At 60.3% G+C, this 25,676-nt stretch carries 25 protein-coding genes and 2 tRNA genes; 11 read left to right on the top strand and 16 right to left on the bottom strand.

The genetic code is table 11. The features are described 5' to 3' along the window. Positions 1–25: 25 nt before the first annotated feature. A complete protein-coding gene (locus tag FHX05_RS11960) occupies positions 26–949 on the bottom strand; it encodes a LysR family transcriptional regulator (RefSeq protein ID WP_183871847.1) in 924 nt (307 codons plus the stop codon). Between the two features lie 180 nt (positions 950–1,129). On the opposite strand from FHX05_RS11960, the gene FHX05_RS11955 reads away from it, so the two are divergent. The 4 genes from FHX05_RS11955 to FHX05_RS11940 all read left to right on the top strand — a co-directional run bounded on the left by FHX05_RS11955 (position 1,130) and on the right by FHX05_RS11940 (position 6,254). Continuing rightward, on the top strand, positions 1,130–2,692 hold the full coding sequence (locus tag FHX05_RS11955) for an MFS transporter (RefSeq protein ID WP_183871845.1): 1,563 nt from the start codon (positions 1,130–1,132) through the stop codon (positions 2,690–2,692). A 235-nt stretch (positions 2,693–2,927) separates the two neighbouring features. After that, positions 2,928–3,269, top strand: coding sequence for a hypothetical protein (locus FHX05_RS11950; RefSeq protein WP_183871843.1), 342 nt, complete (start codon positions 2,928–2,930; stop codon positions 3,267–3,269). A 424-nt stretch (positions 3,270–3,693) separates the two neighbouring features. Then, the gene (locus tag FHX05_RS11945; RefSeq protein WP_112335540.1) at positions 3,694–4,755 is read left to right on the top strand and encodes a porin; all 1,062 of its coding nucleotides are present in this window, start codon (positions 3,694–3,696) and stop codon (positions 4,753–4,755) included. A 440-nt stretch (positions 4,756–5,195) separates the two neighbouring features. Next, positions 5,196–6,254, top strand: a complete 1,059-nt coding sequence (locus FHX05_RS11940; RefSeq protein WP_348648312.1) for a 3-deoxy-7-phosphoheptulonate synthase — start codon at positions 5,196–5,198, stop codon at positions 6,252–6,254. 31 nt (positions 6,255–6,285) lie between these two features. Here FHX05_RS11940 and FHX05_RS11935 read toward each other — a convergent pair whose 3' ends face one another. The 6 genes from FHX05_RS11935 to FHX05_RS11910 form a co-directional block, all read right to left on the bottom strand. Continuing rightward, positions 6,286–6,702: a DUF6314 family protein gene (locus FHX05_RS11935; protein ID WP_183871839.1), complete on the bottom strand. Its 417-nt coding sequence runs from the start codon at positions 6,700–6,702 to the stop codon at positions 6,286–6,288. Continuing rightward, the gene (msrA, locus tag FHX05_RS11930; RefSeq protein ID WP_183871837.1) at positions 6,699–7,226 is read right to left on the bottom strand and encodes a peptide-methionine (S)-S-oxide reductase MsrA; all 528 of its coding nucleotides are present in this window, start codon (positions 7,224–7,226) and stop codon (positions 6,699–6,701) included. The genes FHX05_RS11935 and msrA overlap by 4 nt, the downstream gene beginning before the upstream one ends. Beyond that, on the bottom strand, positions 7,223–7,672 hold the full coding sequence (gene msrB / locus FHX05_RS11925) for a peptide-methionine (R)-S-oxide reductase MsrB (protein ID WP_183871835.1): 450 nt from the start codon (positions 7,670–7,672) through the stop codon (positions 7,223–7,225). The genes msrA and msrB overlap by 4 nt, the downstream gene beginning before the upstream one ends. Positions 7,673–7,854: 182 nt before the next feature. Next, positions 7,855–8,352, bottom strand: coding sequence for a GAF domain-containing protein (locus FHX05_RS11920; RefSeq protein ID WP_183871833.1), 498 nt, complete (start codon positions 8,350–8,352; stop codon positions 7,855–7,857). Positions 8,353–8,389: 37 nt separating this feature from the next. Beyond that, complete coding sequence (locus tag FHX05_RS11915) at positions 8,390–9,154, bottom strand: pentapeptide repeat-containing protein (protein WP_246698939.1); 765 nt, start codon at positions 9,152–9,154, stop codon at positions 8,390–8,392. Between the two features lie 380 nt (positions 9,155–9,534). Beyond that, positions 9,535–9,611, bottom strand: a tRNA-Pro gene (locus tag FHX05_RS11910). A 303-nt stretch (positions 9,612–9,914) separates the two neighbouring features. On the opposite strand from FHX05_RS11910, the gene FHX05_RS11905 reads away from it, so the two are divergent. After that, positions 9,915–10,340, top strand: a complete 426-nt coding sequence (locus FHX05_RS11905) for a hypothetical protein (protein WP_112605823.1) — start codon at positions 9,915–9,917, stop codon at positions 10,338–10,340. A gap of 181 nt (positions 10,341–10,521) precedes the next feature. Next, positions 10,522–10,902: a hypothetical protein gene (locus FHX05_RS11900; RefSeq protein ID WP_183871831.1), complete on the top strand. Its 381-nt coding sequence runs from the start codon at positions 10,522–10,524 to the stop codon at positions 10,900–10,902. Between the two features lie 26 nt (positions 10,903–10,928). On the opposite strand, the gene FHX05_RS11895 is transcribed toward FHX05_RS11900, so the two are convergent. Further along, positions 10,929–11,003 (bottom strand) — tRNA-Gln (locus tag FHX05_RS11895). A gap of 157 nt (positions 11,004–11,160) precedes the next feature. Between FHX05_RS11895 and FHX05_RS11890 the strand changes: the two genes are divergently transcribed. After that, the gene (locus FHX05_RS11890) at positions 11,161–11,463 is read left to right on the top strand and encodes a cupin domain-containing protein (protein WP_015339105.1); all 303 of its coding nucleotides are present in this window, start codon (positions 11,161–11,163) and stop codon (positions 11,461–11,463) included. Further along, positions 11,460–12,368, top strand: a complete 909-nt coding sequence (locus tag FHX05_RS11885) for an MBL fold metallo-hydrolase (protein ID WP_183871829.1) — start codon at positions 11,460–11,462, stop codon at positions 12,366–12,368. The genes FHX05_RS11890 and FHX05_RS11885 overlap by 4 nt, the downstream gene beginning before the upstream one ends. Before the next feature lie 189 nt (positions 12,369–12,557). On the opposite strand, the gene FHX05_RS11880 is transcribed toward FHX05_RS11885, so the two are convergent. Beyond that, positions 12,558–13,490, bottom strand: coding sequence for a DUF1499 domain-containing protein (locus FHX05_RS11880; protein WP_183871827.1), 933 nt, complete (start codon positions 13,488–13,490; stop codon positions 12,558–12,560). A gap of 241 nt (positions 13,491–13,731) precedes the next feature. On the opposite strand from FHX05_RS11880, the gene FHX05_RS11875 reads away from it, so the two are divergent. Both FHX05_RS11875 and FHX05_RS11870 read left to right on the top strand, forming a co-directional pair. After that, the gene (locus FHX05_RS11875) at positions 13,732–14,148 is read left to right on the top strand and encodes a hypothetical protein (protein ID WP_015339102.1); all 417 of its coding nucleotides are present in this window, start codon (positions 13,732–13,734) and stop codon (positions 14,146–14,148) included. A gap of 91 nt (positions 14,149–14,239) precedes the next feature. After that, positions 14,240–14,521 (top strand): hypothetical protein, encoded by a 282-nt coding sequence (locus FHX05_RS11870; protein WP_183871825.1) that lies wholly within the window; start codon positions 14,240–14,242, stop codon positions 14,519–14,521. A 25-nt stretch (positions 14,522–14,546) separates the two neighbouring features. Here the strand turns inward: FHX05_RS11870 and ppdK are convergent, their stop codons facing one another. The 7 genes from ppdK to FHX05_RS11835 form a co-directional block, all read right to left on the bottom strand. Next, the gene (ppdK, locus tag FHX05_RS11865) at positions 14,547–17,213 is read right to left on the bottom strand and encodes a pyruvate, phosphate dikinase (RefSeq protein ID WP_112335529.1); all 2,667 of its coding nucleotides are present in this window, start codon (positions 17,211–17,213) and stop codon (positions 14,547–14,549) included. A 168-nt stretch (positions 17,214–17,381) separates the two neighbouring features. Beyond that, entirely contained in the window at positions 17,382–18,707 is a 1,326-nt protein-coding gene (locus tag FHX05_RS11860; protein ID WP_112397954.1) for a hemolysin family protein, read from the bottom strand. Between the two features lie 139 nt (positions 18,708–18,846). Next, a complete protein-coding gene (locus FHX05_RS11855; RefSeq protein WP_183871822.1) occupies positions 18,847–22,308 on the bottom strand; it encodes a chromosome segregation SMC family protein in 3,462 nt (1,153 codons plus the stop codon). Positions 22,309–22,491: 183 nt separating this feature from the next. After that, on the bottom strand, positions 22,492–23,181 hold the full coding sequence (locus FHX05_RS11850; RefSeq protein WP_183710828.1) for a DsbA family protein: 690 nt from the start codon (positions 23,179–23,181) through the stop codon (positions 22,492–22,494). 194 nt (positions 23,182–23,375) lie between these two features. Continuing rightward, on the bottom strand, positions 23,376–23,648 hold the full coding sequence (locus tag FHX05_RS11845; protein WP_183871821.1) for a type II toxin-antitoxin system RelE/ParE family toxin: 273 nt from the start codon (positions 23,646–23,648) through the stop codon (positions 23,376–23,378). Next, positions 23,638–23,913 (bottom strand): type II toxin-antitoxin system ParD family antitoxin, encoded by a 276-nt coding sequence (locus FHX05_RS11840; RefSeq protein WP_041677268.1) that lies wholly within the window; start codon positions 23,911–23,913, stop codon positions 23,638–23,640. The genes FHX05_RS11845 and FHX05_RS11840 overlap by 11 nt, the downstream gene beginning before the upstream one ends. 64 nt (positions 23,914–23,977) lie before the next feature. Beyond that, on the bottom strand, positions 23,978–24,478 hold the full coding sequence (locus FHX05_RS11835; protein WP_112398018.1) for a DUF721 domain-containing protein: 501 nt from the start codon (positions 24,476–24,478) through the stop codon (positions 23,978–23,980). Positions 24,479–24,576: 98 nt separating this feature from the next. Between FHX05_RS11835 and mutY the strand changes: the two genes are divergently transcribed. Further along, positions 24,577–25,665: an A/G-specific adenine glycosylase gene (mutY, locus tag FHX05_RS11830; RefSeq protein WP_183871819.1), complete on the top strand. Its 1,089-nt coding sequence runs from the start codon at positions 24,577–24,579 to the stop codon at positions 25,663–25,665. Positions 25,666–25,676 lie beyond the last annotated feature (11 nt).

Here is a 25,676-nt window from a genome sequence, read left to right as displayed (position 1 = left end):
TCAAGCCGATACGATGATCTGTGTCTCAGGCAGCGGTCGTCGCCGGCAAATCATCACAGCTCTTTGCAAACAACCGCTCGCTCAGAAAATCGACAAAAACCCGAACCTTGGGCGACATATGGCGATTGGACGGCCAAAGCAGATGAAAATGGCCGGGTTCGTCGATAAAATCATCGAGAACGGTTCTGAGCTTTCCTTCCGCAAGCGTACTGCGCACGAGGAAATCCGGCATGCAGCCGATGCCGAGGCCGGCAACGGTCGCGCCGCGCACCGCCTCCATATTGTTGCAGGAGAAGGCCGTTCGCATGCGCAGATCCGGCTCGCCTTCGGGCATCGTCAGCGGCCAATCCTGCAGCTTGCCGCTGTTGGGAAAGCGAAACCTGACAGCCAGATGCTCGTTGAGATCGCGCGGGCAACCGGGAATACCGAAGCGTTCGAGATAGCTGGGCGCGGCGCAGAGCAGCATCTGAAACGGACGCAAGGTGCGCGATATCAGCCGGGAATCCGGCAGGTCGCCGCTGCGGATCGCAACATCAACCCCCTCCTCGATCATATCGACGATACGGTCGTTGAAATCGATGTCGAGTTCGACCTCGGGATAACGGGCCACGAATTCCGGCACGACGGGCAAGAGGAAGTGATAGCTGACGATCGGCACACTGACGCGCAAACGCCCGCGTGGCACGGCAACCGCCTGCGCAAGCGAGGCCTGCGCATCCTCGAGATCGTCGAGCACCCGCCGGCAGCATTCGTGAAAGAGACGCCCCTCCTCCGTCAGCCGGATGCTGCGTGTGGAACGCTGCAGCAGCCGGACGCCAAGCTGATGCTCCAGATTGCTGACCGCCTTGCCGACGGCGGATGCCGAAAGGCCGAGCACGCGTCCGGCAGCGGCAAAGCTGCCGAGATCCGCAGTGCGAACAAAGGCCGTCAGGCCGCTCAAACGATCCATGCGCGCATTCCATTCGAGAGTTTTATTCCGGTATATATGGAAAACTAGCGCAATTATCATCCGATTACAGCAAATATATCCTGCATGAGTCATTTGAAGCGCGCGGGCGCCGGCCTTTGGCCAGCACCACTCCCAGGATTGCCCGCCACTTCCCCTTTGCTCAAACCTCACGGTACTCCGATGACTTCTCCCCAGACAAAGGTCGCAAGTCCGACCGAGAAATTCTTCGTCCTTGTCGCCGTCTGCTGCGCTGCAGCGGCGATGCCGCTGACATTCACCGGCCCCGCTGTTGCCCTACCGGCCATCAGCCGCACGCTCGGCGGCAGCCCGATCGCACTCAACTGGGTCACCAACGCTTTTATGCTGACCTTTGGCAGCTGCCTGATGGCATCCGGCGCGCTGGCAGACAGCTTTGGCCGGCGGCGCATCTTCCTCAGCGGTGTCGGCTGCTTCGCGCTGTTCTCGGCCGGGCTGGCACTCGCCGGCAACATCGTCTGGTTCGATATATTGCGGGCACTGCAGGGCCTTGGCGCAGCCGCCGCTTTTTCCGGCGGCATGGCCTCGCTGGCGCAGGAGTTCGACGCCACGGCGCGGATGCGTGCTTTCAGCATCGTCGGCTCCAGCTTCGGCGTCGGTCTCGCCTTCGGGCCAATCGCGTCCGGCCTGATGATCGATGCCTTCGGCTGGCCGTCCATCTTCATTCTCGTGGTCGCCCTCGCGTTGCTCGCTCTTGGCCTCGGCGCCTGCTTCCTGCGCGAATCCAAAGATCCCGACGCGGCGGGGCTGGATTGGCCGGGCGCACTGAGCTTCACGCTTGCCTTGACGCTCTTCACCTATGGCGTGCTGCGCGCGCCGGAAACCGGCTGGAGCGATCCGCTCGTCCTCGCCCTGCTGGCCGGCGCAGCACTGTTCTTCCTTGCTTTCGGCATCGTCGAGCGCGTCGTGAAACGGCCCATGCTGGATCTCAGCCTCTTTCGCTATCCGCGTTTCGTCGGCGTACAGCTTCTGGCGGCAGCGCCCGCCTATGCCTTCGTCGTTTTGCTGATCCTGCTGCCCGTGCGGTTCGTCGGCATCGAAGGCATGAGCGAGATCGCCGCCGGGCGGATGATGGTCGCGCTGTCGGCGCCGCTGCTCATCCTGCCGATCGTTGCAGGACTTCTCACCCGCTGGTTCAGCCCCGCAACGATCTGCGGCACCGGCCTCATCATCTCGGCGGCAGGCCTTTTCTGGCTCAGCCATTTTGCAGCAGGCTCGGCTCCGTTTGTCCTCATCGGCCCGCTGCTGACGATCGGCGTCGGCATCAGCCTGCCCTGGGGCTTGATGGATGGGCTCGCCGTCAGCGTTGTTCCCAAGGAGCGAGCCGGCATGGCAACCGGCATTTTCAGCACCACCCGTGTCGCCGGCGAAGGGGTCGCGCTTGCCATCGTCAGCGCCGTCCTCTCCGCCTTTATCCAGTCGAACCTAGGCACATTGTCAGGTACGTACGCCGCGAGCGCTGCGCAGCAGCTCGTGACAGGCAATTTGGCCGCCGCAGCATCGAGTATTCCGGCAATAGGACACGACGCTCTCATCCAGGGCTATGGCGACGCCTTCAGCACGCTGCTCTGGCTCCTGACCGGCATTACCGTTCTGACGGCCGTCGTCGTCTTCTCCTTCCTCGGCCGATCGTCGGCAAGCTCCGTTGCAGCAGATGCGGAACAAATGGAAGAAGATGAAGATACGCTGCGCATATCGAAGGCTTAAGCAACAGTGGCGGCTGGCCGGAAAATTGCCCGGTCAGCTCGCCTCGGCCTAGGCATGGCGAGAAGGCAAAGTGAAGATCGAGAACGGTCGAAAATTACCGCGCCGCAACAGAATGTTTCGAAACCACATAAAATGTGCGCATCGGATCCATCTGCGAACGCTCTACAAAGCAGTGTCAGGCTGGCGTTTATATCCACCGCTGCTATATCATATCCCCATGATATCAGACCGGTTTTTGAAGATTATTGCCTGGACCTATATAGCGGCGCTCGTCGGCGTGACGCTCGCACATCTCAATTGGCAGGCCGCATTCGGCAATCCGTTCGACATTTTTCGCGCCGCCGCACTCTGTGTCGCAGGCATGCTTGCGCGCCTCGCCTATCCGCAATCCCCCTCTTTCACCTGCCTTTTGATGATCGGTAGCGTATTGGCGCTTTCCGTTTCGCATCTCCTGGCGAACGGGAATTTTGGTTCGACGCTGGACATTATCGTTGGCATGACCAGCGGGCTTTGGGGCATCATGATCGGCTCAATGCTGAGCAAGCTCCTTACCTCGGCTTCGAAGCGACCCGCCTGATACTACCGCCACGGGAAACGCAATATCAATCGCGAGCATATGTCTTCGTGGCGGTAATGCTCCGGCGGTCAAATGGACAATTGCGCCCGAATATCCGGACGCCGGCAATATTATCATCAAATAATATTCGAAGGGCACAGCCCTCTATCATACCTCGAAGTGACTATTACGCAGCCAATATTATGCTGCTCTTATTATGTTTGTGCTTGAATGTTGCTTTCTTGCAACTGAAACTTAAATTTCACGAAAAAGTCATCCCGGGAAAAATATATCATATAACTTTGCAGGAAATCGCTTTTAATAGCGACCAGAAGCGGGTGGGGCCCGTTTCTCCCGAGTCGGGGTTTTAAACAGGGATAGGGTAAGGGCACGTCGATTTTCGGCGCGATAGCCTGTGCCCAATCTATATTGGATTGGAGTTTTTATGAACATCAAGAGCCTTCTTCTCGGCTCCGCTGCTGCCCTGGCAGCAGTTTCTGGCGCTCACGCAGCCGACGCGATCGTCGCTGCTGAGCCGGAACCGCTCGAATACGTTCGCATCTGCGACGCCTACGGCGCTGGCTACTTCTTCATCCCGGGCTCGGAAACCTGCCTCAAGATCGGCGGTTATGTCCGTACCGAAGGCAAGTGGTACGATGCCTACAACCCGGACAGCCATAACGGTACGCTGTGGCACACGCGTGCTCATCTGAGCCTAGACACGGCAACCGACACTGAATACGGTCCGCTGAAGACCAACACGGTCATCCGCTTCGACTGGCAGGATGGCGGCGCGACCACCACGAAGCTGCTGTTCGCAAACATCAGCCTCGGCGGGTTCCTCGTCGGTAAGGCTGACTCCCAATACAACTCGTACATCGGTTACGCTGGCGGCGTCATCAACGACGACGTGGTCAATGACGGCCCGTACGAACTCAACCAGTTGACCTACAACTACGACGCCGGCAACGGCTTCACGGCTGTGGTCTCGGTTGAAGACAGCAATTCCGGTTCGGGCGCTAAGGGCGTCAACGGCGAAGACAGCACCAACCACTACATCCCTGACGTTGTTGCCGGTGCTGGTTACAAGGCTGGCAACTTCGGCTTCAAGATCGTCGGCGGTTACGACTCGATCGTCGAAGAAGGCGCCATCAAGGCTCGCGTCGATGCCGATTTCGGCGTCTTCAAGGCCTTCTTGATGGGCGGCTGGAACACCGATGGCGACAAGCTGAACAAGTACGCAAACGCCAACGGTGCCGGCCCTGCCAAGAATATCGGCTGGGGCGACTGGGCTGTTTGGGGCGGCGTCACCGTTCCGATCAACGAAAAGCTGCAGGCTAACGCTCAGGTTGCCTACACCGACTCGAAGATCTTCGCAGCGACGGCAAACGTCAAGTGGAACCCGGTCAAGAACCTCCAGATCACGCCGGAAGTTTCCTACACCAACTGGGACTCCATCAATCAGGACCAGTGGGCTGGCGTTCTCCGCTTCCAGCGCAGCTTCTAATAGCTCGTTTACGAGATCTGATCTGACTTGACCCCTGATCGGATGGGGATCGGCCTGACTTCCAGCGAAGTGGGGCCGATCCTTCCGAGCCAGGGGTTCGTTATTTCTCTCCGGCGAGCCTGGGGATTAACTTACCGGGGCTTCGGCGAGAAGGGTGCGGGAGCGGGCAGACAGGCATTTCGTTCCCGAATGAAGGCGTCTTGACGCTGCCCTCTCAATTCTCATTCTCCCTCATCGACATCAGGCATTTTTTATCGTAGAGACGACCAATGTCTTTGACCTTCGCATATGCCTCGCGATTTTATTCGTACCGCTGCTCTCAGCGGAGGCGGGCCTGTGCGTAGTTAGAAGAGACACGACAGCAAAAGACCCGAACCAGCCGCTAGTCTACCTGGCGGCTTTTTTGTCGCCACGGTATGACCCCAAAAGGAACCGATACCGTGTTGAATTCCACCGACGACTTGCGCATTGTCGAGATCACGGCGCTGACGCCGCCCTCTCGGATCATTGACGAAATCCCTCGCGACGAAGCCGTGACGGCGACCGTTACCGGCGCGCGCAACGCCGTTCACAACATTCTGCGTGATGAAGACGACCGGCTGATCGTCGTCATCGGCCCCTGCTCCATCCACGATCCGGCCGCAGCGCTCGATTACGCGGCGCGACTGAAAGAACAGCGGGATCGCTTCGCCGACGATCTCGAAATCATCATGCGCGTCTATTTCGAGAAACCGCGCACGACGGTGGGCTGGAAGGGCCTGATCAACGACCCGCATCTCGACGGCAGCTACCGCATCGAAGAAGGTCTGCGCATTGCCCGCAAGCTGCTGTTCGATGTCAACGAGATCGGCTTGCCGGCAGGCTGCGAATATCTCGATACGATCACGCCGCAATATATTTCCGATCTGGTGAGCTGGGGGGCGATCGGCGCGAGGACGACGGAGAGCCAGGTGCATCGTCAGCTGGCATCCGGCCTCTCCTGCCCTGTCGGTTTCAAGAACGGCACGAATGGCGATGTGCGCATCGCGCTCGACGCGATCGTCGCGGCATCGCAACCGCATCATTTTCCGGCAGTAACCAAGGAAGGCCTTGCTGCGATCGCCTCCACCCGCGGCAATGAGGACTGCCATATCATCCTGCGCGGCGGCAAAGAGCCCAATTATGATGCCGCAAGCGTGCAGGCAACGGCGGAACAATCCCTCAAGGTCGGGCTCGAGCCGCGCATCATCATCGATGCCAGCCATGCCAACAGCAGCAAGAATCCGGAAAACCAGCCGCTCGTCGTCACATCAGTCGCCGAGCAGGTTGCAGCCGGCGACCGGCGGATCAAGGGCATGATGATGGAGAGCAATCTGGTGGCCGGCCGCCAGGATCTCGTGCCGGGCAAGCCGCTGGTCTATGGCCAGAGTATCACCGATGGCTGTATCGACTGGCCGACCTCGGTCCGTACGCTGGAAGACCTGGCAAAGGCCGTTCAGGCACGGCGCCAGGCACGCTAACGCCGTCTCTCATTCGGGAGACAGGTTCAGGTTAAACGCGCCGGTAGTGCGCGAGGCTCAGATAGTTTTTTCTAGGCCCGCGCACATGCCACATCTCCGCCCAAGTATCCGGCGAGCGAAAGAACAGATGGCCCCGATAGAGATCGGGACCGCAATGATGGGTGACGCGCTGCGAGGCACTGTCTCCGATGCGAATGAATTCCGAAAGATTGGGGAAGCGCACGACGAGATGGTCGTACGCGGCATCGAGCCGATAGGTGCGGCTACTTCTCAGCGTTGCGTGATCGCGTCGCGTATCCCCGTGCTCCTCGAACTGGACAGGCGTGACGAACGCCTGCCCTTCGAATGTGAGCACTGAGCAGTTGAAGCGATCGAGGATTCGCCGCTTCACCTCCCATGTGCCGAGATAGAGGTTCAACCGGTCAGTACCGGCCGATCCTTTCATCATGAGGCCGCGCGCTGTGCTGCGTTGGCCTGCCGGTGGGGCAGTTTCCAGCCCGGCCGGACAAAATGGCAGGTATAGCCGTTCGGATAGCGCTCCAGATAATCCTGGTGCTCCGGCTCGGCCTGCCAAAAGTCGCCGACCGGTGCGACCTCGGTGACGACCTTGCCAGGCCACAGGCCGGAAGCGTCGACATCGGCGATCGTATCCAAGGCGACCTGCTTCTGCTCTTCGCTGGTGTAGAAGATCGCCGAGCGGTAACTCAAGCCGACATCGTTGCCCTGGCGGTTGCGCGTGGAGGGATCATGGATCTGGAAGAAGAACTCCAGCAGATCGCGATAGCTGATCTTCTGCGGATCGAAAATGATTTCGATCGCCTCGGCATGGGTGCCATGGTTGCGATAGGTGGCGTTGCGGACATCGCCGCCGCTGTAGCCGACGCGCGTCGAGATGACGCCGTTGTAACGGCGGATGAGATCCTGCATACCCCAGAAGCAACCGCCGGCGAGAACTGCACGTTCCGTTGTCATCTTACATCCCCCACTTGATCGATATAGGCACCATAGCCCTCTGCCTCCATGCGGTCACGCGGCACGAAGCGGAGCGAGGCGGAATTGATGCAATAGCGCAGGCCGCCGCGATCGATCGGCCCGTCCGGGAAAACATGGCCCAGGTGGCTATCGCCATTGGCCGAGCGTACTTCGACGCGGATCATGCCATGCGACTTGTCGGTCAATTCGCTGACATTGGCGGGTTCGATCGGTTTGGTAAAGCTCGGCCAGCCGCAGCCGGAATCGAACTTGTCGGCCGAGGCAAAAAGCGGCTCACCGGAGACGATGTCAACGTAAATGCCCGGCTGCTTGTTATAGAGATATTCACCGGAGCCGGGACGTTCTGTGCCGCTCTGCTGCGTCACGCGATACTGTTCAGGGGTAAGCTTGGCGATGGCCTCTGCCGTCTTGCTGTATTTGCCCATTGTTGTTCTCCTTGCCCCTTGGCACGCCTTCCGAGCTTGGCCTGACGCCCTCAATGAGGACTGGAGAAGGCCGGAATAAGCTCGATCAGCGCTAAGGGAGTGGTTGCAGAGCCAATATAGGCATCGCATGATCGATTTGCCATATCGATCACGACGGCGTGACGCCTCGCCCTTCCCGCGCCTTACTTATTCGCTTCGCTTGAGGCAGCATAAATCGCGGCAAGCGCCTCGATGCCGGCCTGATCGTCACCATCAAAGCGGCCGGGAAGCGGGCTGTCGAGATCGATGACGCCGAAGACCTTTCCATTGCGAAGGAGCGGCACGACCAGCTCCGAGCGCGAGGCCACATCGCAGGCAATGTGACCGGGAAAGGCATGCACGTCCTCGACGAGGATCGACTGCGCCCTTTCGACCGCCGTCCCGCAGACGCCGCGACCGACGGCAATGCGGACGCAGGCTGGCTTGCGCTGGAACGGCCCCAGCACAAGCTCGTCTTCCTGCTGAAGGAAATAGAAGCCCGCCCAATTGAGGTCCGGCAGCATCTGGTAGATCAATGCAGAAGTATTGGCCGCGTTGGCAATCCAACCGTGCTCATCGTCAAGCAAGGCCTTCAGCTGATCCGCAAGTTCTCGATAGAATTCGGGCTTGCTGTCGTGCTGGACCGCTTTTTCTGCAAACATTGACTTGGTCTTTCGAATTTCCGTCCTGGAGAGACTATCAGTCCTTATCGTCGGGAGGGCAAGGCCAGCTGGACGGCGCCTTCAGCCAAGACGGCAATATGGTCGTATTGTCCCCACAAGCCAGATTGATCTGGGCCTGCTGCAGACCGCTTGCGTTCGACAGATCGAGACCCTCGATGCGCGTCAGATACATGAAGGCGCCGCTGAAGGAGGTCGACCCGTCCATCACCGCACTGTTCAAGGTGGCGCGCGAGAGATTGGCGAAGGAGAAATTCGCCCCCGTCAGTACGGCCTTGTCGAAATCGGCGCGGCCGAGTTCCGCTTTCTGAAAATCAGCGTTCTTCAGCTGTGCGCCGGCAAATTCGGCCCGCTGCAATTCGGCATTGGCAAAGGACGCGCCGTTAGCGGTAGCGTTGCTGAAATCGGAGCGGTATGCCTCGATCTTGGCGAAGTTGGCGCCATCGGCCTTGGCATTCTTCAGCCAGGCACGCACGAGGGTAGCCTTTTCGAGATTGGCCGAGGTCAGGTTGGTGTCGCTGAGATCAGTGCTGTCGAAATGCGCGCCGGCCAGATTGGCGCCTTTCAGGTCGCTGCTCTGCAGCATGATATTGGCCTTGCTGCAGCCACTCCAATCCAGTCCCGGCCCGGCGACATTGCCGCAATCGCCGGCGCGCAGGGCACTACCGCCGGAACCCAGAAGAAACGCGGCGCTCAACGCCGGCACCCCAAAGAAGGTTGCGATACTCAATCTCTTCCCGACAGCATCACCGCGCAAAGCATCGCTACGCTGGCGCCACCCCATGATCGTCTCCCCAACCAATCTGGCCACCCCGTCCATAAGATCCATTCCGTTACTCCGCTCCAGCACCTGCCAGCTGAACTCTCGCCCTGAGTCGGATGCACGTCCCTCTACCTTGTACATGGTGCTTCGGGCGACAAAAAGAGCCGGTTTTGCAAAAGCATATCTAAGACGTGGTTTGGATGTGAGCCGATGGACTGGGGAAACGGCCGACGGGCACCAGAAGAATTGTAGCAAAACTCCATACGGCCCGCAGCGGGGAGCGGTACGGCGTGATAGAAATGCTGCGACGATATTGGCGGAACCACTCCGGCCTTGCGCAAGCCAGCCAGACAGTATTCTTAAACGGGGGATTTTTCGGGAACAGGATCAGTATTTTAAGCTGGTCGGAGTGGAGTGATTCGAACACTCGACCCCCACGTCCCGAACGTGGTGCGCTACCAGACTGCGCTACACTCCGTGACCAGCGGCGCTTCTATAGACCAGCCATTTTTGATGCACAAGCACCAATCTCAAAAAACCTTTTGATTTTTGACGAAAAAATTACACCCGCATCTGCCTAGAAAATCGGCAGGAAACAGCGGCCGAAAATGCCGGCGTGCAAAAGACGCAACAGATCAAGTAAAATCCCGTTTGTACACAATGATAGGAATTTTCTTTTGCCGGCTTTGGCGCTAAAGCCCTAAGCGGGACAGGTGGAAACGTCGTGGGACAGCGCGGCTTTTCCGCGACCTTTGCGTGACAGAAGCTCAAGGACGACAAGATGAATATCCGCATGATCACCGCGGCTGGACTGTTGCTGGCGCTGGCCGGTTGCAGCACCACGACGACAACAACGACAGCAGCCCTGCCGCTGCTTGCGAAGAACCCCGTTCAGGATCGCTGGCAGGGCCAGTCTGCAGGCCGCTTCTTCGCGGCTTACGGACCGCCGCTCTCCGACCGCGACGAAGGCGGCAATCGCGTCTACACTTGGCGTGGCGGCTACAAGAACGTCACCGTCGTCAACAAGGAAGGCAAGAAAGCCGGCAAGCGCTCCCTCAGCTGCAAGGCCGACATCGTCACCAACCAGAGCTACGAAATCCGCTCGGTCAAGATTCTCGGCGACCAGCCTGGCGTCAGCGGTTCGTCCTATTGCGCCGAGCTTCTGGCTCCGCCGGAAAAGACTGCAAAAGCTGAACAAACGGACTAAGGCCAAAAGCGTCATCCCGAGATCATATCAGCGGGCGGCCTGCGAGGGCTGCCTGTTTGTGTTTGCAAGTCACGCGCCTAAGAGATTTCCCCCCTCACTCTTCGTTATTTCACTATAGACATCTCAAAACTTATGTCATTGATTACAACTTCAGCGTTAATTTACTTTTATTGGTGCTAATATGAAGTTGAAAACTCTTGCGGCATTAGCCGTGGTATCTGCATTCGCAAGCTGCGCAACCACCCCCGGATCGCCGATGGAAACTTATCTTAACCGCTATGCTGGCGCAGAAACGATTGCTACGAACTGTCCGGCTTATGGCGGATACAGCTCGGTGGCACAGATGCGCGCCGATGCGGAAAAGAACCTTGCCCAGGCGAAAGCACTCGGCGCGACGGAAGCGGACGTTAGGAAGGCTCGCGACAGGGTGAACGGGAACTTCGTAGGCGCGTCGATCTTGGTTGGCGACATGCAGACTTGCGGCGCATTCGTGAACAAGCTTGCATGGGTAGGATCGACACCTGTTGAGCCTCCGGTCGTTAAACCGAAAAAGGTCAACTAATCAATTGCTTTGTCAATAGCAGTGTGTGGCTGGGGCGCCAGGATTCGAACCTGGGAATGCCGGTACCAAAAACCGGTGCCTTACCGCTTGGCGACGCCCCAACATGGGAAATGGCTGTCACGCCAGCCAAACCGGCGTCTGATTAGCAAAGGTCGCATCGCGCTACAATGACTAAGTGATGCACGGACGCATATTTCTGTGTGCTTTCCAGGCGGCTATGATAGGTCTTTTGCACTGCATTCCAAATAAGGAGGCTTGATGAGCCAGTTTCGCGCCCGCCCTCCGGCTGTGCCTACCGTGCTTCTCGATGACGCGGTCTGCCGCATCACGCGCTGGGATTTCGAGCCGGGCGCCGATACCGGGCATCATGTCCATGGCCTCGGCTATGTCGTGGTGCCGATGACCGATTGCCAGTTTCTGCTGGAGGAGCCGGGCGGCGACAGGCGGGTCGATATCGCCAAGGGTGCCGCCTATCGGCGTGAGGCAGGCGCCGAGCACAATGTCGTCAATGCCGGCACCGAGCCGATGTCCTTTATCGAAATCGAATACAAGCAATCATGAGTACGCCTGACTTCGACCTCGCCTTCGAACCCGCCTATGGCCGGGCCGTTCCCATTGCGCCCGGTATCGAGCGGATGACGGTCAACAATCCCAGCGCCTTCACGTTCCACGGCACCAACAGCTACATCGTCGGCGGCCCTTCCGTCGCCGTCATCGATCCCGGTCCGGAGAATGACGAGCATTTCGCTGCCCTGATGGCGGCGCTGAAGGGGCGCGAGGTCACGCATATCTTCGTCAGCCACACCCATCGCGATCACTCGCCGCTGGCCAAGCGATTGAAGGAGGCAACGGGGGCGCTGACCGTCGGCGAAGGGCCGCACCGTGCTGCGCGCCCGCTCCATCAGGGCGAGGTTAATCCTTTTGCCGAAAGCTCCGACATGGAGTTTCAGCCTGACATCGTGCTTGCCGATGGTCAAAGCGTCGCCGGAGACGGCTGGCAGCTGACGGCGCTGCTGACGCCGGGCCATACGGCCAACCACGCCTGCTTCGCACTCGACGGCACCGGCATCGTCTTTTCGGCCGATCATGTCATGGCTTGGGCGACCTCGATCGTCGCGCCGCCGGATGGTTCGATGGCGGACTATATGACCTCGCTGGAACGTCTTCTTGCACGCGACGACCGGTTGTTTCTGCCCGGTCACGGCGGTCCGGTAAAGGAGCCAGCCTCCTTCATGCGCGGCCTCAGAACCCACCGCCGCCTGCGCGAGCGCGCCGTGCTGGAGCGCATCAAGGCCGGCGACCGGCTGATCCCGGACATGGTGAAAGCCATCTATCGCGATACGGACCCGCGCCTGCACGGCGCAGCCGCCCTTTCGGTGCTGGCACACCTAGAAGACCTGGTCGAGAAGGGTCAGGTGGAAACCGATGGACCGCCGTCGCTCCTGGGCGCCTATCGTCCGGCTTGAGCTGAGACGGGTGATTATCGGCGATTTCAGAAATTTGATGACGGGCACGGTTCCCCCTCTCCCCTTGGGAAGAGGGCAGGGTGAGGGGATGTCAAGAGCACGAAAATTCCCGCATCCAAAGCGGCAAGTCCCCTCATCCGACCCTTCGGGCCACCTTCTCCCCGAGGGGAGAAGGAGAGATTGGAAAACTCAGCTTCCGGCGATGCCGAGCAGTTCCGCATCCAACGCCTTTAAATAGTCATCGGCCAGATCGGCGCTGACGCCGAGATCATCCTGGCCGTAGCGGGAGGCGACGCGAATATCGACGAGCGTCGTTTCCGCCTCCTCGCGAATGCGGATCAATATATCGCATGGCAGGCCGAAAATGCGGGTTCGCGTTTCACCCTGCAGGATGACGTCGGTATTCTGGCGGATGAGTTCCGCAACTCCATCGCGGAAGGGGCGCGGGGTCGGCACGGGAACGATGGCGGGCACATCGCCGGCTGCGCTGCCGTGCTGCGCCGGATTGGCGGTCTGCGGGCGTGTACGGCGTTTCGGCTTTACGTTGCCGTTCGGGTCCGTGACATCGGCGCCTTCAGCCTTGACGATGGTGATGTGGCGATCACGCGCGACCTTGCGCACCGCTTCCAACACGCGGTCGGACGCACCTTCGTAGCGCCGACTAATCAAGGCGGGATAGGCCTCGAACTGTACCTCGCGCTCCTGCTGCGTGACCAGATGGCGCGGCGGCAGCCACAGTTGCCGCGCATCCGGGGTCGCCAGCCAGTCAGGCGGATCGTTGAGGTCGGTCGAAATCTCGTAGATATGTGGGCGCGTCCAGTAGCGCTCGGCGCCGAGGCCGAGAATGGCGAGCGGCAGAGCGGCATAGACAAGTGCCTTGACGGCGGAGACGCCGCCAATGGCAGCGCTCTGCCATAGTTGGGCCAAACCGACCAGCGCCAGTAGCACCGCCAGGATCGCGCAGCCGGCAGAAATCAGTAGCAGCAGGACGAAATAAGGCGTTTCCAGCGGCGCAAAACGGTGGCCGATCAGCGTCACGCCACAGAGCACCAATGCAAACGAAGCGATCAAACGCGCGGCACGGGCGGCATGTGAGACAGGACGGTCGAAACGAATGGTCATCAAAGGCTCGTCGGCGCGTCGGATCGGAAGCCGGATGCACCGAATCCCGGAAAGCGACTTATGTTTAGATCAAGAAATGCCGAAAATAAATCGAATGTCACGGCATCGTCGTCCAATGTTTTGTCGAAGCTCAAACCAGTAACGCCTAGACCAAAAACGTGAGCACTTGCTTAAATTCCTAAAAAAGGCCATTCTTTAGCGTTTTATCGAGGCTGTGAAAGGACTTGATGAGATGGAACCGATGCTTTCTCAAGACGTCGCAGCCCAGTCGCTGCCGGGAGCAACGATTACCGGAGCCGAAGCGAGCGACCCGTTTCTGCCGCTGGAACTGCTTGAACTGGAGCTTTCGCTCGAGGGTTTTTCCGGTGGCGAGCCCGGCTTCTGCGAAGCCGTGCGCAAGGCGGCTTCGGCCGTACAGGGCGATTTCCTGTTCGATCTGCCGGCTGAAGGGCTGATACCGGATTGCCGCAGATTGGCGGTGCTGCGAATTCCGGAAGGAGACGCGACGATGCGCACCCTCTTTGCCGCGCTGGACGAAGATGGCGCGGAAATCCGCCTCCTGCAACCCGACGGGGAGACCGAGCACCTGCTGCGCTTCGCCGATGCCTTCGTCGATCTCTTGCAGCGGATGCCGGCAAAGCCGAGGGAAGCGGCGTAAGCAACCCTGCCTGCGGCGGAATACGCCTTTCGCGCCACCACGCGCGGCGCTATAGTTTTTGCCTGTAAATCCGCATTCAGGATAACATGTCATGCGTATCGAAGCTTCCGTACTATCTCTCCTCGCCATCATGCTTGCGCTCTCCTCCTGCCAGACGGCCGAGGAAATCCGCGCCGCGGACTCATCCAGATGCAGCGGCTACGGCTTCAAACCGGGCACTCAGAGCTTCGCCAATTGCCTGATGAATCAGGATCTCAGCCGGCGCGCGGACCAGCGGGCTTTCATGGAAAGCAACGATGATTTCTTCTGGGGTCCGACCGTCGTCGTTGGCGGTCCTGGATATTACTATCATCGCGGCTACTGGCGCCACTGATCCACGAACATCCAGACTTGGAAAATCAAGCGCGCCCTTTGATCGCCGCCTGCGCCGCCGCAAGCCGCGCTATCGGCACGCGGAACGGCGAACAGGACACGTAGTCCAGCCCGATATCCTCGCAAAAGTGAATCGAGGCGGGATCGCCGCCATGCTCGCCGCAGATGCCGAGCTTCATGTCGTTGCGCGTGCGGCGGCCACGCTCCGACGCGATACGGATGAGTTCACCAACCCCATCGAAATCGAGCGAAATAAAGGGGTCATGCTCGATGATGCCCTTGCGCTGATAGGTCGGAATGAAGGCAGCGGCGTCATCGCGTGACATGCCGAATGTCGTCTGAGTCAGGTCGTTCGTGCCGAAGGAGAAAAACTCGGCAGCCTCAGCGATGATATGGGCGCGCAAGGCCGCGCGCGGCAGCTCGATCATCGTGCCGACGAGATAGTCGATCTTCATCTTCGCTTCGGTCATCACGGCGCGCGCCACCTCGTCGATGCAGGCCTTAACGTAATCCAGCTCCGAGCGGAGGCCGACCAGCGGCACCATGATTTCCGGCACGACCGCCGCGCCTGTTTCGCGCGCGGCCAGAACCGCTGCCTCAAAAATTGCGCGTGCCTGCATTTCGACGATCTCCGGATAGGAAATCGCCAACCGACAGCCGCGATGGCCGAGCATGGGATTGAACTCGTGCAGCGCATCGACCCGCTGGCGCAGCGCGGCAGGTTCCATGCCCATGATCCCGGCCACTTCGGCGATTTCCTCATCCGTCTTCGGCAGGAATTCGTGCAGCGGCGGATCGAGCAGGCGGATCGTCACCGGCAGGCCATGCATGATGGTGAACAGGCCGGTGAAATCGAGCCGCTGCATCGGCATGAGCTTGGCAAGGGCGGCACGGCGCCCCGCTTCGTCCTCCGCAAGGATCATCTCGCGCATCACATGGATACGGTCGCCTTCGAAGAACATGTGCTCGGTGCGGCAAAGGCCGATGCCCTCCGCGCCGAAGGAGCGGGCGGCGCGCGCATCGGCAGGCGTGTCGGCATTGGTGCGCACCGTCATGCGGCGCGAGCGGTCTGCCCAGGCCATGATGCGCCCGAAATCGCCCGAAAGCTCCGGCTGGATCATGGGCACTTCGCCCTTCAGCACCTGGCCGGTAGATCCGTCTATCGTGACGATGTCGCCCTTCTTCAAGGTGACGCCGATGCCGATCAGCTTTTCATTGCGAATGTCGATGCGCATGGTGCCGGCGCCGACGACGCAGGGAATGCCCATGCCGCGGGCAACGACGGCCGCGTGGCTCGTCATGCCGCCGCGGGTGGTCAGGATCGCCTCGGCGGCATGCATGCCATGAATATCTTCAGGGCTCGTCTCGATCCGTACGAGAATAGCCTTGCGGCCTTCTTCCTCGGCAACGATCGCCTCTTCTGCGGTGAACACGATTTCGCCCGTGGCAGCCCCTGGAGATGCGGGCAGGCCGGAGCCGATGACCTCGCGAGGGACGCGCGGATCGATCGTGGGATGCAGAAGCTGATCCAGCGACGTCGGATCGATGCGGGAAACCGCCTCATCCTCGGTAATCAGCCCCTCGTCGACCATGTCGACGGCGATCTTCATCGCCGCCTTGGTGGTACGCTTGGCATTGCGGGTCTGCAGCATCCAGAGCTTGCCGCGCTCGATGGTGAACTCCAGATCCTGCACGTCGCGGTAATGCGCTTCCAGCTGCGCGCAGATACTGCGGAACTCGGCAAAGGCTTCCGGCATCAGCTTTTCCATCGACGGCTTTTCATAGCCGGAGGCGATGCGGGCGACTTCCGTGATGCTTTGCGGCGTGCGGATGCCGGCAACGACATCTTCGCCCTGCGCATTGACGAGGAATTCGCCGTAAAGCTCCTTCTCCCCCGTCGATGGATTGCGCGTAAAAGCAACGCCTGTCGCGGACGAATTGCCGAGATTGCCGAACACCATCGCCTGAATGTTGACGGCGGTTCCCCATGCCTCGGGAATATTGTGCAATTGGCGATAGGTGACGGCGCGCGCATTCATCCAGCTGGCAAAAACGGCACCGACAGCGCCCCAGAGCTGAACCTCCGGCTCCTGCGGAAAGGCTTCGCCCAACTCTTCCTCGATGACGCTCTTGTAGATCGAGACGACGTGCTGCCATTCGACGGCGGTGAGATCTGTATCGAACTCATGGCCGAACCGCGCCTTTTCATCCTCCAGAATCTCTTCGAAGACCTCGTTGTCGAGGCCCATGACGACATCGGCATACATCTGGATAAAGCGGCGGTAGCTATCCCAGGCAAAACGAGCGTCGCCGGCATCATGGCCGAGAGCCTGCACCGTGGCGTCGTTGAGGCCGAGATTGAGGACGGTATCCATCATGCCCGGCATCGAGGCACGGCCGCCGGAACGCACGGAAACCAGCAGCGGCCGCGCTGTATCGCCGAACCTGCGTCCGGTAATGGCCTGCATCCGCTGCAAACCCCGCATGACCTGCGGCTTCAGCTCTTCGGGAATCTTGCGGCCGTTCTTGTAATAGAAGGTGCAGACGTCGCTGACGATCGTCAGGCCCGGCGGGACCGGCAGGCCGAGATTGCACATTTCCGCAAGATTCGCACCCTTGCCGCCGAGCCGCTCAAAATCGCCGGCGCCCCCCTCGGCCTTGCCGTCGCCGAATGTATAGACCCAATTCGTCATCGTCTCCGTCCAACTCCTCCGGTTGAACTTAATTCACTGCAACACAAATGGAAATCGACAAATACGGCAAAATGTTGCACTGCACAATAAATATGACCCGGAGGCTCTCGATTTCAATCGATTGATCGAAATCGAGAGCCTCCGGGTCCATCCAGAGCGACTTGATGGCTAAGCTTGCGGTTCGCGCCGGGCCAGAATCTTGTCGATGCGCATGCCGTCGAGATCGACGATCTCGAAATGCCAGTCGCCAAAGGAGAAGCTTTCACCCACCTCGGGCAGATGGCCGAGCTGATAGAGTGCAAAGCCCGCGAGCGTATGGAAATTGACCTCCTCCTCGCTGAAGCGAAGCCCCAGCCGCGCAAAGGCGTCATAGACGGGCATCATGCCTTCCATCAGCAGCGATCCGTCGGCCCGCTCGACGACATCGGGCGTGTCGTTGTCCATATCGGGCAAGTCGCCGGCGATCGCTTCCAGCAGGTCCGTCTGTGTGACGATGCCTTCGAGGCTGCCATATTCATCGATCACCATGGCGAGGCGGACTGGCGCGCGCTTGAAGTTTTCAAGCACCTTGAAGACGGCCGTGGATTCATGAACGACCAGCGGCTGGCGGATGACGGCCATGGGGTTCAGCGGTTCCCCGTTCAGAAGCTGGTCGAGCAAATCCTTCTTCAGGATCATACCAATCGGCTCGTCGATCGAGCCGCGGCCGACGAGAAGCTGCTCGAAGCGGCTTTCACGGATAGTCTTCTGCATTTCCTCCGGCGGGTCCTCGGCATCGATCCACTCGACCTCGAGCCGCGGCGTCATGATATCGGAGACGTCGCGGTCGCCGATATTGAAGACGCGCTCCACCAGATCCTGCTGCGCCTGCTCCAGTAAGCCAGCTTCCTGGCTTTCGGCAATCAGAAGCTTGATTTCGGCCGGCGAATGCAGCGAACCCTCGCCCGCGCCGGGACGCAGGCCGAAGAGCCGAAGCACGAGATTGCCAAGGCCGTTCAGCACGCTGATTGCCGGGCGCAGTAGGAAGAGAAACAGGCCGAGCGGACGCACGACGCCGAGAGCCGTGCCTTCGCTGCGTTGTAATGCTAGGCTCTTTGGGGCAAGCTCGCCAAGCACGATATGAAGCGCCGTGATGATGATGAAGGAAATGGCGACGGCGATCGCATGCGATCCGGCCGCGGCCCATGTTCCAGGAAGAAAATCGAGCAGCGGCTCGAGCAGATGAGCAAGAGCGGGTTCGCCGACCCAGCCAAGCGCCAGCGACGAAATGGTGATGCCGAGCTGCGTGGCCGCGAGATTGGCGTCGAGATTGTCGACCGCCTTTTGCAGCGCCTTGGCGTTCATCCGCCCTTCGGCAACAAGCTCCGTCACGCGGCTGCGGCGGACGGACACCAGAGAGAACTCCGCCGCAACGAAAAAACCGTTGGCAGCGACGAGCAGTAATACGGCAAGTATTCCGAGGATATCGAAAATACCGCCAGTCGAACCAGACATACTTCCCTTCCGGGCGGATCAGCGCCCATGTTGTTGATCGAAAAACGAAACTAGCACGCTTTCATGAACCGCGGCAGCCGACGCAGCAATTTCTTGTCAAAACGGGAACAGTTTTCTCAATCCAGGCGTGGAACGACGCTCAAGCGATTTCGCGCAGCCGTTCAGCGGTCTGCAGATCCACGGAGACGAGCTGCGAGACGCCCTGCTCCGCCATGGTGACACCGAAGAGCCGGTTCATGCGGGCCATGGTGATCGGATTGTGGGTGATGACCACGAAGCGCGTCTCCGTGGAGGCGGCCATCTCATCCATGAGATTGCAGTAACGCTCGACATTGTGGTCGTCGAGCGGCGCATCGACTTCGTCCAGAACGCAGATCGGCGCGGGATTGGTAAGGAACACCGCAAAGATCAGCGCCATGGCCGTCAGCGCCTGCTCGCCGCCAGAAAGCAGCGTCATGGTCTGCGGCTTCTTGCCCGGCGGGCGGGCGAGGATTTCAAGACCTGCCTCCAGCGGATCGTCTGACTCGATCAGCTGCAGCTCCGCTGTGCCGCCGCCGAAAAGATGGGTGAACAGGCGCTGGAACTGCGCATTGACGACGTCGAAGGCAGCGATCAGACGTTCGCGCCCCTCGCGATTGAGGCTCTGGATCGCGCCGCGCAGCTTCCGGATGGCGTCGATGACGTCATCGCGCTCCTTGATCAGCGCCTGCAGCCGCTCCGTCAGCTCCTTGCTCTCTTCCTCGGCGCGCAGATTGACGGCACCGAGACGCTCGCGCTCGATCTTTAGGCGCTCCAGCTCGCGCTCGACTTCACGGAGATCAGGTACATTCTGCGATGGCGAAAGGCCGGTCAGGCGCATGGCCTCATGCGGCTCGACGTTGAGGGACTGGCGGATGCGCAATTCGCTTTCCTGCCGCCGCTCGCGAGCCGACACCAGCCGCTCCTCGACGCGGCCGCGCTTCTCACGGCTTTCCGCCAGTTCGGAGAGGGCCGTGGTCGCATGACGATCGGCCTCGCGCTGAACGACCTCCGCTTCGGCAAGACGATCGGCAGCATGGCGTCGAGCCTCCTCCGCCTTCTGAAGCTCATTCATCAAGGCGCGGCGCTTGTCATCGAATTCATCGGGTGCCAAATCGAGTTCGGCCGCTTCCTCGCGCGCTTCCTCCTCACGGTCGCGTAGCGTCTGAATGTGCTCCTCGGCGCTGGCAGCGCGCTGGCGCCAGGTATCGCGCTCCTGCCGGATCGCCAGAAGACGGCGCTGCCGCGCCTCGTTTTCGCGGTTCAGGCCTTCGTGGCGCGCCCGAGCTTCGGCCAGGACGCCGCGATCCGTCGCGACTTCAGCCTGCTGGTCGCGCAGCTTCAGATCGATAGCGTCGAGATTCGGCGCATCTTCCAGTTCGATGCGGGCATTCTCATCCTGCACGGCCACATCTTCCAGCTGCTCCCGCAGCCGGCTGACGGCCTCGACAATCACATCGCGGCGGCGGATGAGATCGCCGGACGCGCGCTCCGCTGCAGCAAGCGCTTCGCGCGCCTCGGCCAGATGCCGGGCGGCAAGGCGGCTGGCGTCGCGGGCGGTCGCGAGACGGCCCTCTTCGGCCCGGATCGCATCGGCGGCTGCCGCAAGGCGCTCTTCGGCCTCGGCTAGCACATCACGCGCAAGCTCGGCTTCGGCCTCTAACTCGGAAAGACGGTTCTTCTGGGCGAGCCGCAGGGCAGCCGCACTCGGTGCATCCGCTCCAGTCACGTGACCGTCCCAGCGGAACACTGCGCCATCCCTGGTCACCAGCCGCTGTCCCGGCTTCAGCTCGGGCATCAGTCGCAGCGCATCTTCCACCGAAACAATGCCGATCTGACGCAGGCGCCGCGTCAATGCCGCCGGCGCGCCGACATGGGTGATCAAGGGGGCGGCACCTTGCGGCAGAGCCGGGTCGCCGGCACCGCTGCCATTGTCGGACCAATAGACCGGCGCCTTGGAATCGAGCGAGGACTCCAGATCGTCCCCGAGCGCTGCGCCAAGTGCCGTCTCGAAACCACGGTCGACGCGCAGCTCCTCGGCCACAGACGAAAAGGCGCCGGAGGTATCGCCCGCCGCCAACATCTTGGAAATGGTGCGCGCTTCGGTTTCCAGCGCATTCAGGCGCGCCCGCGCCTGCTCGACCGGACCACGCGACAGCGCCTCGGTTTCGCGCGCCTTGGCAAGAACGGCTTCGACGCGCTGGATCTCGCCCTCCTCATCGGCGACGACATTCTCAGCCGCTTCGACCATGTCGCGCTTTTCGCTTGGGTCGGGCAGATCCGCCATCTTTTCGTCGATGGCGGCAAGCTCGTTGTTTGCTTCGTCGACCTGCCGCTCGAGCCGCATCTTGCGATCGGCGAGATCGCGGATGGCGCGCTCCAGCTGATTGCGGGCGGCAGCGGCTTCGGCGCGTTCTGCGGTCAGAACAGTAAAAACCCGCTCGCTGTCGGCGAGCTTGGCGGCGGCTTCCTCGAAGGCGATACGTGTCTCTTCCGCGAGCCGGCCGGAATCGGCGAGGATGTCGGCAAGATCAGCCTCTTCTGCGTCCAGCTTGGCAAGGATGGACGCGTTATCGGCGACAAGGCGCTGTTCGCGGCTGATGTCCTCCGCCAGCTGTGCCAAGCGACGGATCAATTCATCCCGCCGCCGCAGGATACGGTTGACATCCTCCTCCAGTTGCGAGCGGGCGATCTGCAGACGCTGCAAAGCGGCCGCAGCCTTCGCCTCTTCGTCTCGCAGTTCCGGCAACTTGAAACTGGCAATGCCCTGCGCCTTTGCCGCTTCCATCTGGATCTGCGCCTTTTCGGCGACCAGCACGGTTGCCTGGTTCAGCGCGCTATCGGCCTCGGCCTCGGCCTCCTTGGCCTGCACCCAGCGGATATGAAGCAACATGGCCTCGCGGGCGCGGATATCGGCCGAGAGCATCTTGAAGCGGTTGGCCTGGCGCGCCTGACGCTTCAAGCTTTCGATCTGGCTTTCCAGCTGCGACGTCACATCGTCAAGCCGCTCGAGATTGCTTTCGGCGGCGCGCAGGCGCAACTCGGCTTCATGCCGGCGCGAATGCAAGCCAGAAATGCCTGCTGCCTCTTCCAGAAGCTGGCGTCTCGCCTGGGGCTTGGCCTGGATCAGCTCGCCGATACGCCCCTGCCCCACCATGGAGGGCGAGCGGGCGCCTGTGGAAGCATCGGCAAACAGCAGCTGCACATCCTTGGCGCGCGCTTCCTTGCCGTTGATACGATAGACCGAGCCCTGCTCGCGTTCGATGCGGCGCGTGACCTGAATTTCGTCGCTATCGTTGAAGGCGGCTGGCGCGGTGCGGTCGCTATTGTCGAGATAGAGGCCGACTTCGGCGGTGTTGCGGGCCGGGCGGTTGCCGGATCCGGAGAAGATCACGTCGTCCATGCCGGAGGCGCGCATGTTCTTGTAGGAATTCTCGCCCATCACCCAGCGCAGTGCTTCGACAAGATTGGACTTGCCGCAACCGTTCGGGCCGACGACGCCGGTCAGGCCGCGCTCGATGACGAATTCTGCCGGTTCGACGAAGGATTTGAAGCCGACGAGTCTCAGCCTGTTGAATTTCATAGGTTGATCTCCACCCTTCCCTTGAGAGGGCGGATCGGACTGGAGGTGGGAGGTGGAACGATCAAGCGTTCACCCCGGAAATCATCCTCATTCGCGCAGTCCGCGCAACCTCCTCCCAGGAGGAGGTCATAAAAAACAGGCGTGCGGCCCCAGCCGCCCGCCTGTGATGTAAAAAGGCGCGGATCAGAGCAGGCTGTCGATAAGCTTCGACATGGCAGCAATAGACATGTCCCCTGCATAGCGCTTGCCATTGATCAGGAAGGTCGGCGTGGCGTTGACGCCGAAATCCTTGGCTGCGCGTTCCCGTACAGAGTTGACATCATCCAGAAGCTTCTGGTTCGTCAAGCATTTCGTGAAGCTATCCTCAGTAAAACCAGCGAGTTTCGACATCTGGAGCAATGCGGCGCGGCCGTCGACGTCGGGCGAGGCCCAGGCGATCTGCTGCTTGAAAAGCATTTCGACCATCGGCATGTATTGTTCCTGCGGGGCGCAACGCGCCAGCATGAAGGCTGCGGCAGCGCGCGGATCGAACGGGAATTCGCGGATGATGAAGCGAACCTTGCCGGTATCGATGTATTTCTGCTTGATCGTGTCGAAAGTCGTGACGGCAAAATGCGCGCAGTGCGGGCAGGTCAGCGACATGTATTCGACGATCTTGACGGGCGCATCTTCCTTGCCGAGCGCGATCTCCGGCAGCGGGCCGGGCTTCAGCACTTCGTTCATGTCGACATTGCCGTCGGACGGCGGCACTTCATCTTCGGCAGTCGCGGCGGATGTGGTGCCGGCAACGGCAGAGAACGCCACGGAGAGGGCGGCAACGGCAGAGCCGCCCAGCAGGTGGCGTTTGGTCAAGAGCATGTCGGACATCGGCATAGAGTCACCCGTCGTTGAAAGAGGTCTTCGAATGTTTCATGCGATATAACGGCAGCTTGCCGCTAACAAGGCACGGTTGGCCAACTTTCTTCAAAGAATTGTGACCTGGGAAAGACAAAAAGCTAAAATTGTCATCGGAATTGATAGAGACGCACGCGAGTTCAGTCCTCGTCGAGCAAGGTCGATGGGATATTCTAACCAGCATAAAAGAGACGCAGAATAACGACTTGCTCGTTCTTGATATGGTAAGCGGCGGTAACCCGCCGCTTAAACACCAATATCCGAGCACCTGGCCCTAAATTCTCACGTTGAGGACCTCGATCGGCCATCGTCTCAAGTGTTTTGCACTGCTGCTGAAGCCGTTGGATAAACGACAATGCGCGGCTCGGGTTATCTTTCGCTATGAATTCATAGATACCTACGAGATCGTCTTCGGCAAGAGCGCTGAAAACAATCCTATAATTCACGTCCAGCTGCTTTCATTCGTTCGGCATGTATTCTTTTAATTCTATCGAAAACCTCGTCGGCATCTCTGCCGGGCCGCGGGTCATCAAGCGCTTCCTGGATCTTTGCGCGCATGATTTGATTTATGACTTCTTCTTCGCGGTCCAGTGCTCTCAAAGCAGCACGCAGAACTTCGCTGGCAGAATCGTATGCTCCGGATTCCAGTCTCGCATCGACGCCGCGCTGCTGATTACCCAGTGTAACCGTTATCGGCCTACTGCTTCGCATATCCAGTTCCCTTGCAAATACTCCGCCTGAGTATGACAGTGTCATTAACAAAAGCAAGTCTGGATCAGGCCTTACCCCGCTTCCACACCATGGCCGTGCCCAAACGCTGAACGGCGGCCCTGATCTTCTCATCCTCGATGCCGTCCATCATGTCGGCCAGCTTGCGCGCCGCTTCGCCTTTCAAGGGCGGCGGTGTGCGGGAACGCTTGGAGGCGACCGATACCGGCTTCTGCACGATGCGGATCTGATTGACGGCATAGAAGCCGAAGAAGCTGTTGATGCGCTGGATGAGTTCGCCTTGCGCATGGGTCAGGAAGAGTGCCCGGGCGCCCTCGCAGGCGATCGTCAGCACACCGGGCTGATAGCGATCGTCCATACCGGGGCCGGTTCGCTTCGCCCATGCGATCTTTTCCGGCCGCGTGCAGTCGGCAAAGTCCTCGCCGGCGATTTCGTCCCAGCAGCCGAGCAGCGTCGTGTTGATGCCGGCACGCTTTGCCAGCACCGGATCGACGATGCCGTTGGTCAGCTCGGAAATCTGCTTCTCGCCTTTTCGGGGATAACTCATCTCAATCGGCTTCCGGTACATGCTTTGTGCATCGCGGACCTTGATCGCCCGACGCAGCTTGGCCAAGTATAGAGCACTTCCCCTCGACGCGGCAAATCATGACGACTTTAGAATCCCCCACGGCCGCATCCCTGCTTGCCTGGTACGACCGCCACCACCGCGACCTGCCCTGGCGGGTCTCGCCGCCGATGGCCGCGCGCGGCGTCAAGCCCGATCCCTATCGCGTGTGGCTGTCGGAAGTGATGCTGCAGCAGACGACCGTGCCGGCGGTTAAATCCTATTTCGCCAAATTCCTGGCGCGCTGGCCGACGGTCGATGATCTCGCCGCCGCCGCGAACGAAGACGTCATGGCGGCTTGGGCGGGGCTCGGCTACTACGCTCGCGCGCGCAATCTGAAGAAATGCGCCGAGGCGGTGGCAGCCGATCATGGCGGCCGTTTTCCAGATACTGAGGAAGGCCTGCGCGCGCTGCCCGGCATCGGCGATTATACATCCGCCGCCGTCGCTGCCATCGCCTTCAATCGCCAGGCAGCCGTGATGGACGGCAATGTCGAGCGCGTCATTTCCCGCCTCTATGCGATTTCGGCACCGCTGCCGGGTGCCAAGCCGCTGATGAAGCAGAAAGTGGCCCTGCTGACACCTGCCGACCGACCGGGCGATTTTGCTCAGGCAATGATGGATCTCGGCGCGACGATCTGTACGCCGAAGCGCCCGGTCTGCTCGCTCTGTCCCTTCAACGGCGCGTGTCAGGCTCTCGCCACGCATGATCCGGAGCAATTCCCGGTCAAGGCGGCAAAGAAGGAAAAGCCGACGCGCCAGGGTGCGGCTTTCGTTGCCGTCAATGATGAGGGCAAGATCTTCCTGCGGCGGCGTGTCGAAAGCGGGTTGCTGGGCGGCATGACGGAAGTGCCGACGACGGGATGGACGGCGCGGATCGACGGCGAGACCGGCATCGAGGCAGCCCCATTCCCGGCCGATTGGCAGCCGGCGGGCATGGTCACGCATGTCTTCACGCATTTCGAACTGCGGCTGTCGATCTGGCGCGCGAAGTCGGTCTCTCAGAATGACAACCATGACGGATGGTGGGCGCCGGTTACAAATCTTGAAGATCAAGCACTGCCGACAGTCATGAAAAAAGCGATCGCGCAGGCTATTCCCAATGCGTTCGCAAAAATGCGTTTGGGCTAAAAATTAGGAAT

This window comes from Rhizobium sp. BK491 (assembly GCF_014194925.1).
Classification (GTDB): domain Bacteria; phylum Pseudomonadota; class Alphaproteobacteria; order Rhizobiales; family Rhizobiaceae; genus Rhizobium.
The sequence above is the reverse complement of the archived record's forward strand: the minus strand, read 5'-3'. Positions and strand labels throughout refer to the sequence as shown.

Bases quoted from the DNA above. Each gene is read 5' to 3' on its own strand.
- FHX05_RS11960 (WP_183871847.1), bottom strand. From the start codon at position 949: ATGGATCGTTTGAGCGGCCTGACGGCCTTTGTTCGCACTGCGGATCTC.
- FHX05_RS11955 (WP_183871845.1), top strand. From the start codon at position 1,130: ATGACTTCTCCCCAGACAAAGGTCGCAAGTCCGACCGAGAAATTCTTC.
- FHX05_RS11945 (WP_112335540.1), top strand. From the start codon at position 3,694: ATGAACATCAAGAGCCTTCTTCTCGGCTCCGCTGCTGCCCTGGCAGCA.
- FHX05_RS11935 (WP_183871839.1), bottom strand. From the start codon at position 6,702: ATGATGAAAGGATCGGCCGGTACTGACCGGTTGAACCTCTATCTCGGC.
- msrA (WP_183871837.1), bottom strand. From the start codon at position 7,226: ATGACAACGGAACGTGCAGTTCTCGCCGGCGGTTGCTTCTGGGGTATG.
- msrB (WP_183871835.1), bottom strand. From the start codon at position 7,672: ATGGGCAAATACAGCAAGACGGCAGAGGCCATCGCCAAGCTTACCCCT.
- FHX05_RS11920 (WP_183871833.1), bottom strand. From the start codon at position 8,352: ATGTTTGCAGAAAAAGCGGTCCAGCACGACAGCAAGCCCGAATTCTAT.
- FHX05_RS11915 (WP_246698939.1), bottom strand. From the start codon at position 9,154: ATGGGGTGGCGCCAGCGTAGCGATGCTTTGCGCGGTGATGCTGTCGGG.
- FHX05_RS11905 (WP_112605823.1), top strand. From the start codon at position 9,915: ATGAATATCCGCATGATCACCGCGGCTGGACTGTTGCTGGCGCTGGCC.
- FHX05_RS11900 (WP_183871831.1), top strand. From the start codon at position 10,522: ATGAAGTTGAAAACTCTTGCGGCATTAGCCGTGGTATCTGCATTCGCA.
- FHX05_RS11890 (WP_015339105.1), top strand. From the start codon at position 11,161: ATGAGCCAGTTTCGCGCCCGCCCTCCGGCTGTGCCTACCGTGCTTCTC.
- FHX05_RS11885 (WP_183871829.1), top strand. From the start codon at position 11,460: ATGAGTACGCCTGACTTCGACCTCGCCTTCGAACCCGCCTATGGCCGG.
- FHX05_RS11880 (WP_183871827.1), bottom strand. From the start codon at position 13,490: ATGACCATTCGTTTCGACCGTCCTGTCTCACATGCCGCCCGTGCCGCG.
- FHX05_RS11875 (WP_015339102.1), top strand. From the start codon at position 13,732: ATGCTTTCTCAAGACGTCGCAGCCCAGTCGCTGCCGGGAGCAACGATT.
- FHX05_RS11870 (WP_183871825.1), top strand. From the start codon at position 14,240: ATGCGTATCGAAGCTTCCGTACTATCTCTCCTCGCCATCATGCTTGCG.
- ppdK (WP_112335529.1), bottom strand. From the start codon at position 17,213: ATGACGAATTGGGTCTATACATTCGGCGACGGCAAGGCCGAGGGGGGC.
- FHX05_RS11860 (WP_112397954.1), bottom strand. From the start codon at position 18,707: ATGTCTGGTTCGACTGGCGGTATTTTCGATATCCTCGGAATACTTGCC.
- FHX05_RS11855 (WP_183871822.1), bottom strand. From the start codon at position 22,308: ATGAAATTCAACAGGCTGAGACTCGTCGGCTTCAAATCCTTCGTCGAA.
- FHX05_RS11850 (WP_183710828.1), bottom strand. From the start codon at position 23,181: ATGCCGATGTCCGACATGCTCTTGACCAAACGCCACCTGCTGGGCGGC.
- FHX05_RS11840 (WP_041677268.1), bottom strand. From the start codon at position 23,913: ATGCGAAGCAGTAGGCCGATAACGGTTACACTGGGTAATCAGCAGCGC.
- FHX05_RS11835 (WP_112398018.1), bottom strand. From the start codon at position 24,478: ATGAGTTATCCCCGAAAAGGCGAGAAGCAGATTTCCGAGCTGACCAAC.
- mutY (WP_183871819.1), top strand. From the start codon at position 24,577: ATGACGACTTTAGAATCCCCCACGGCCGCATCCCTGCTTGCCTGGTAC.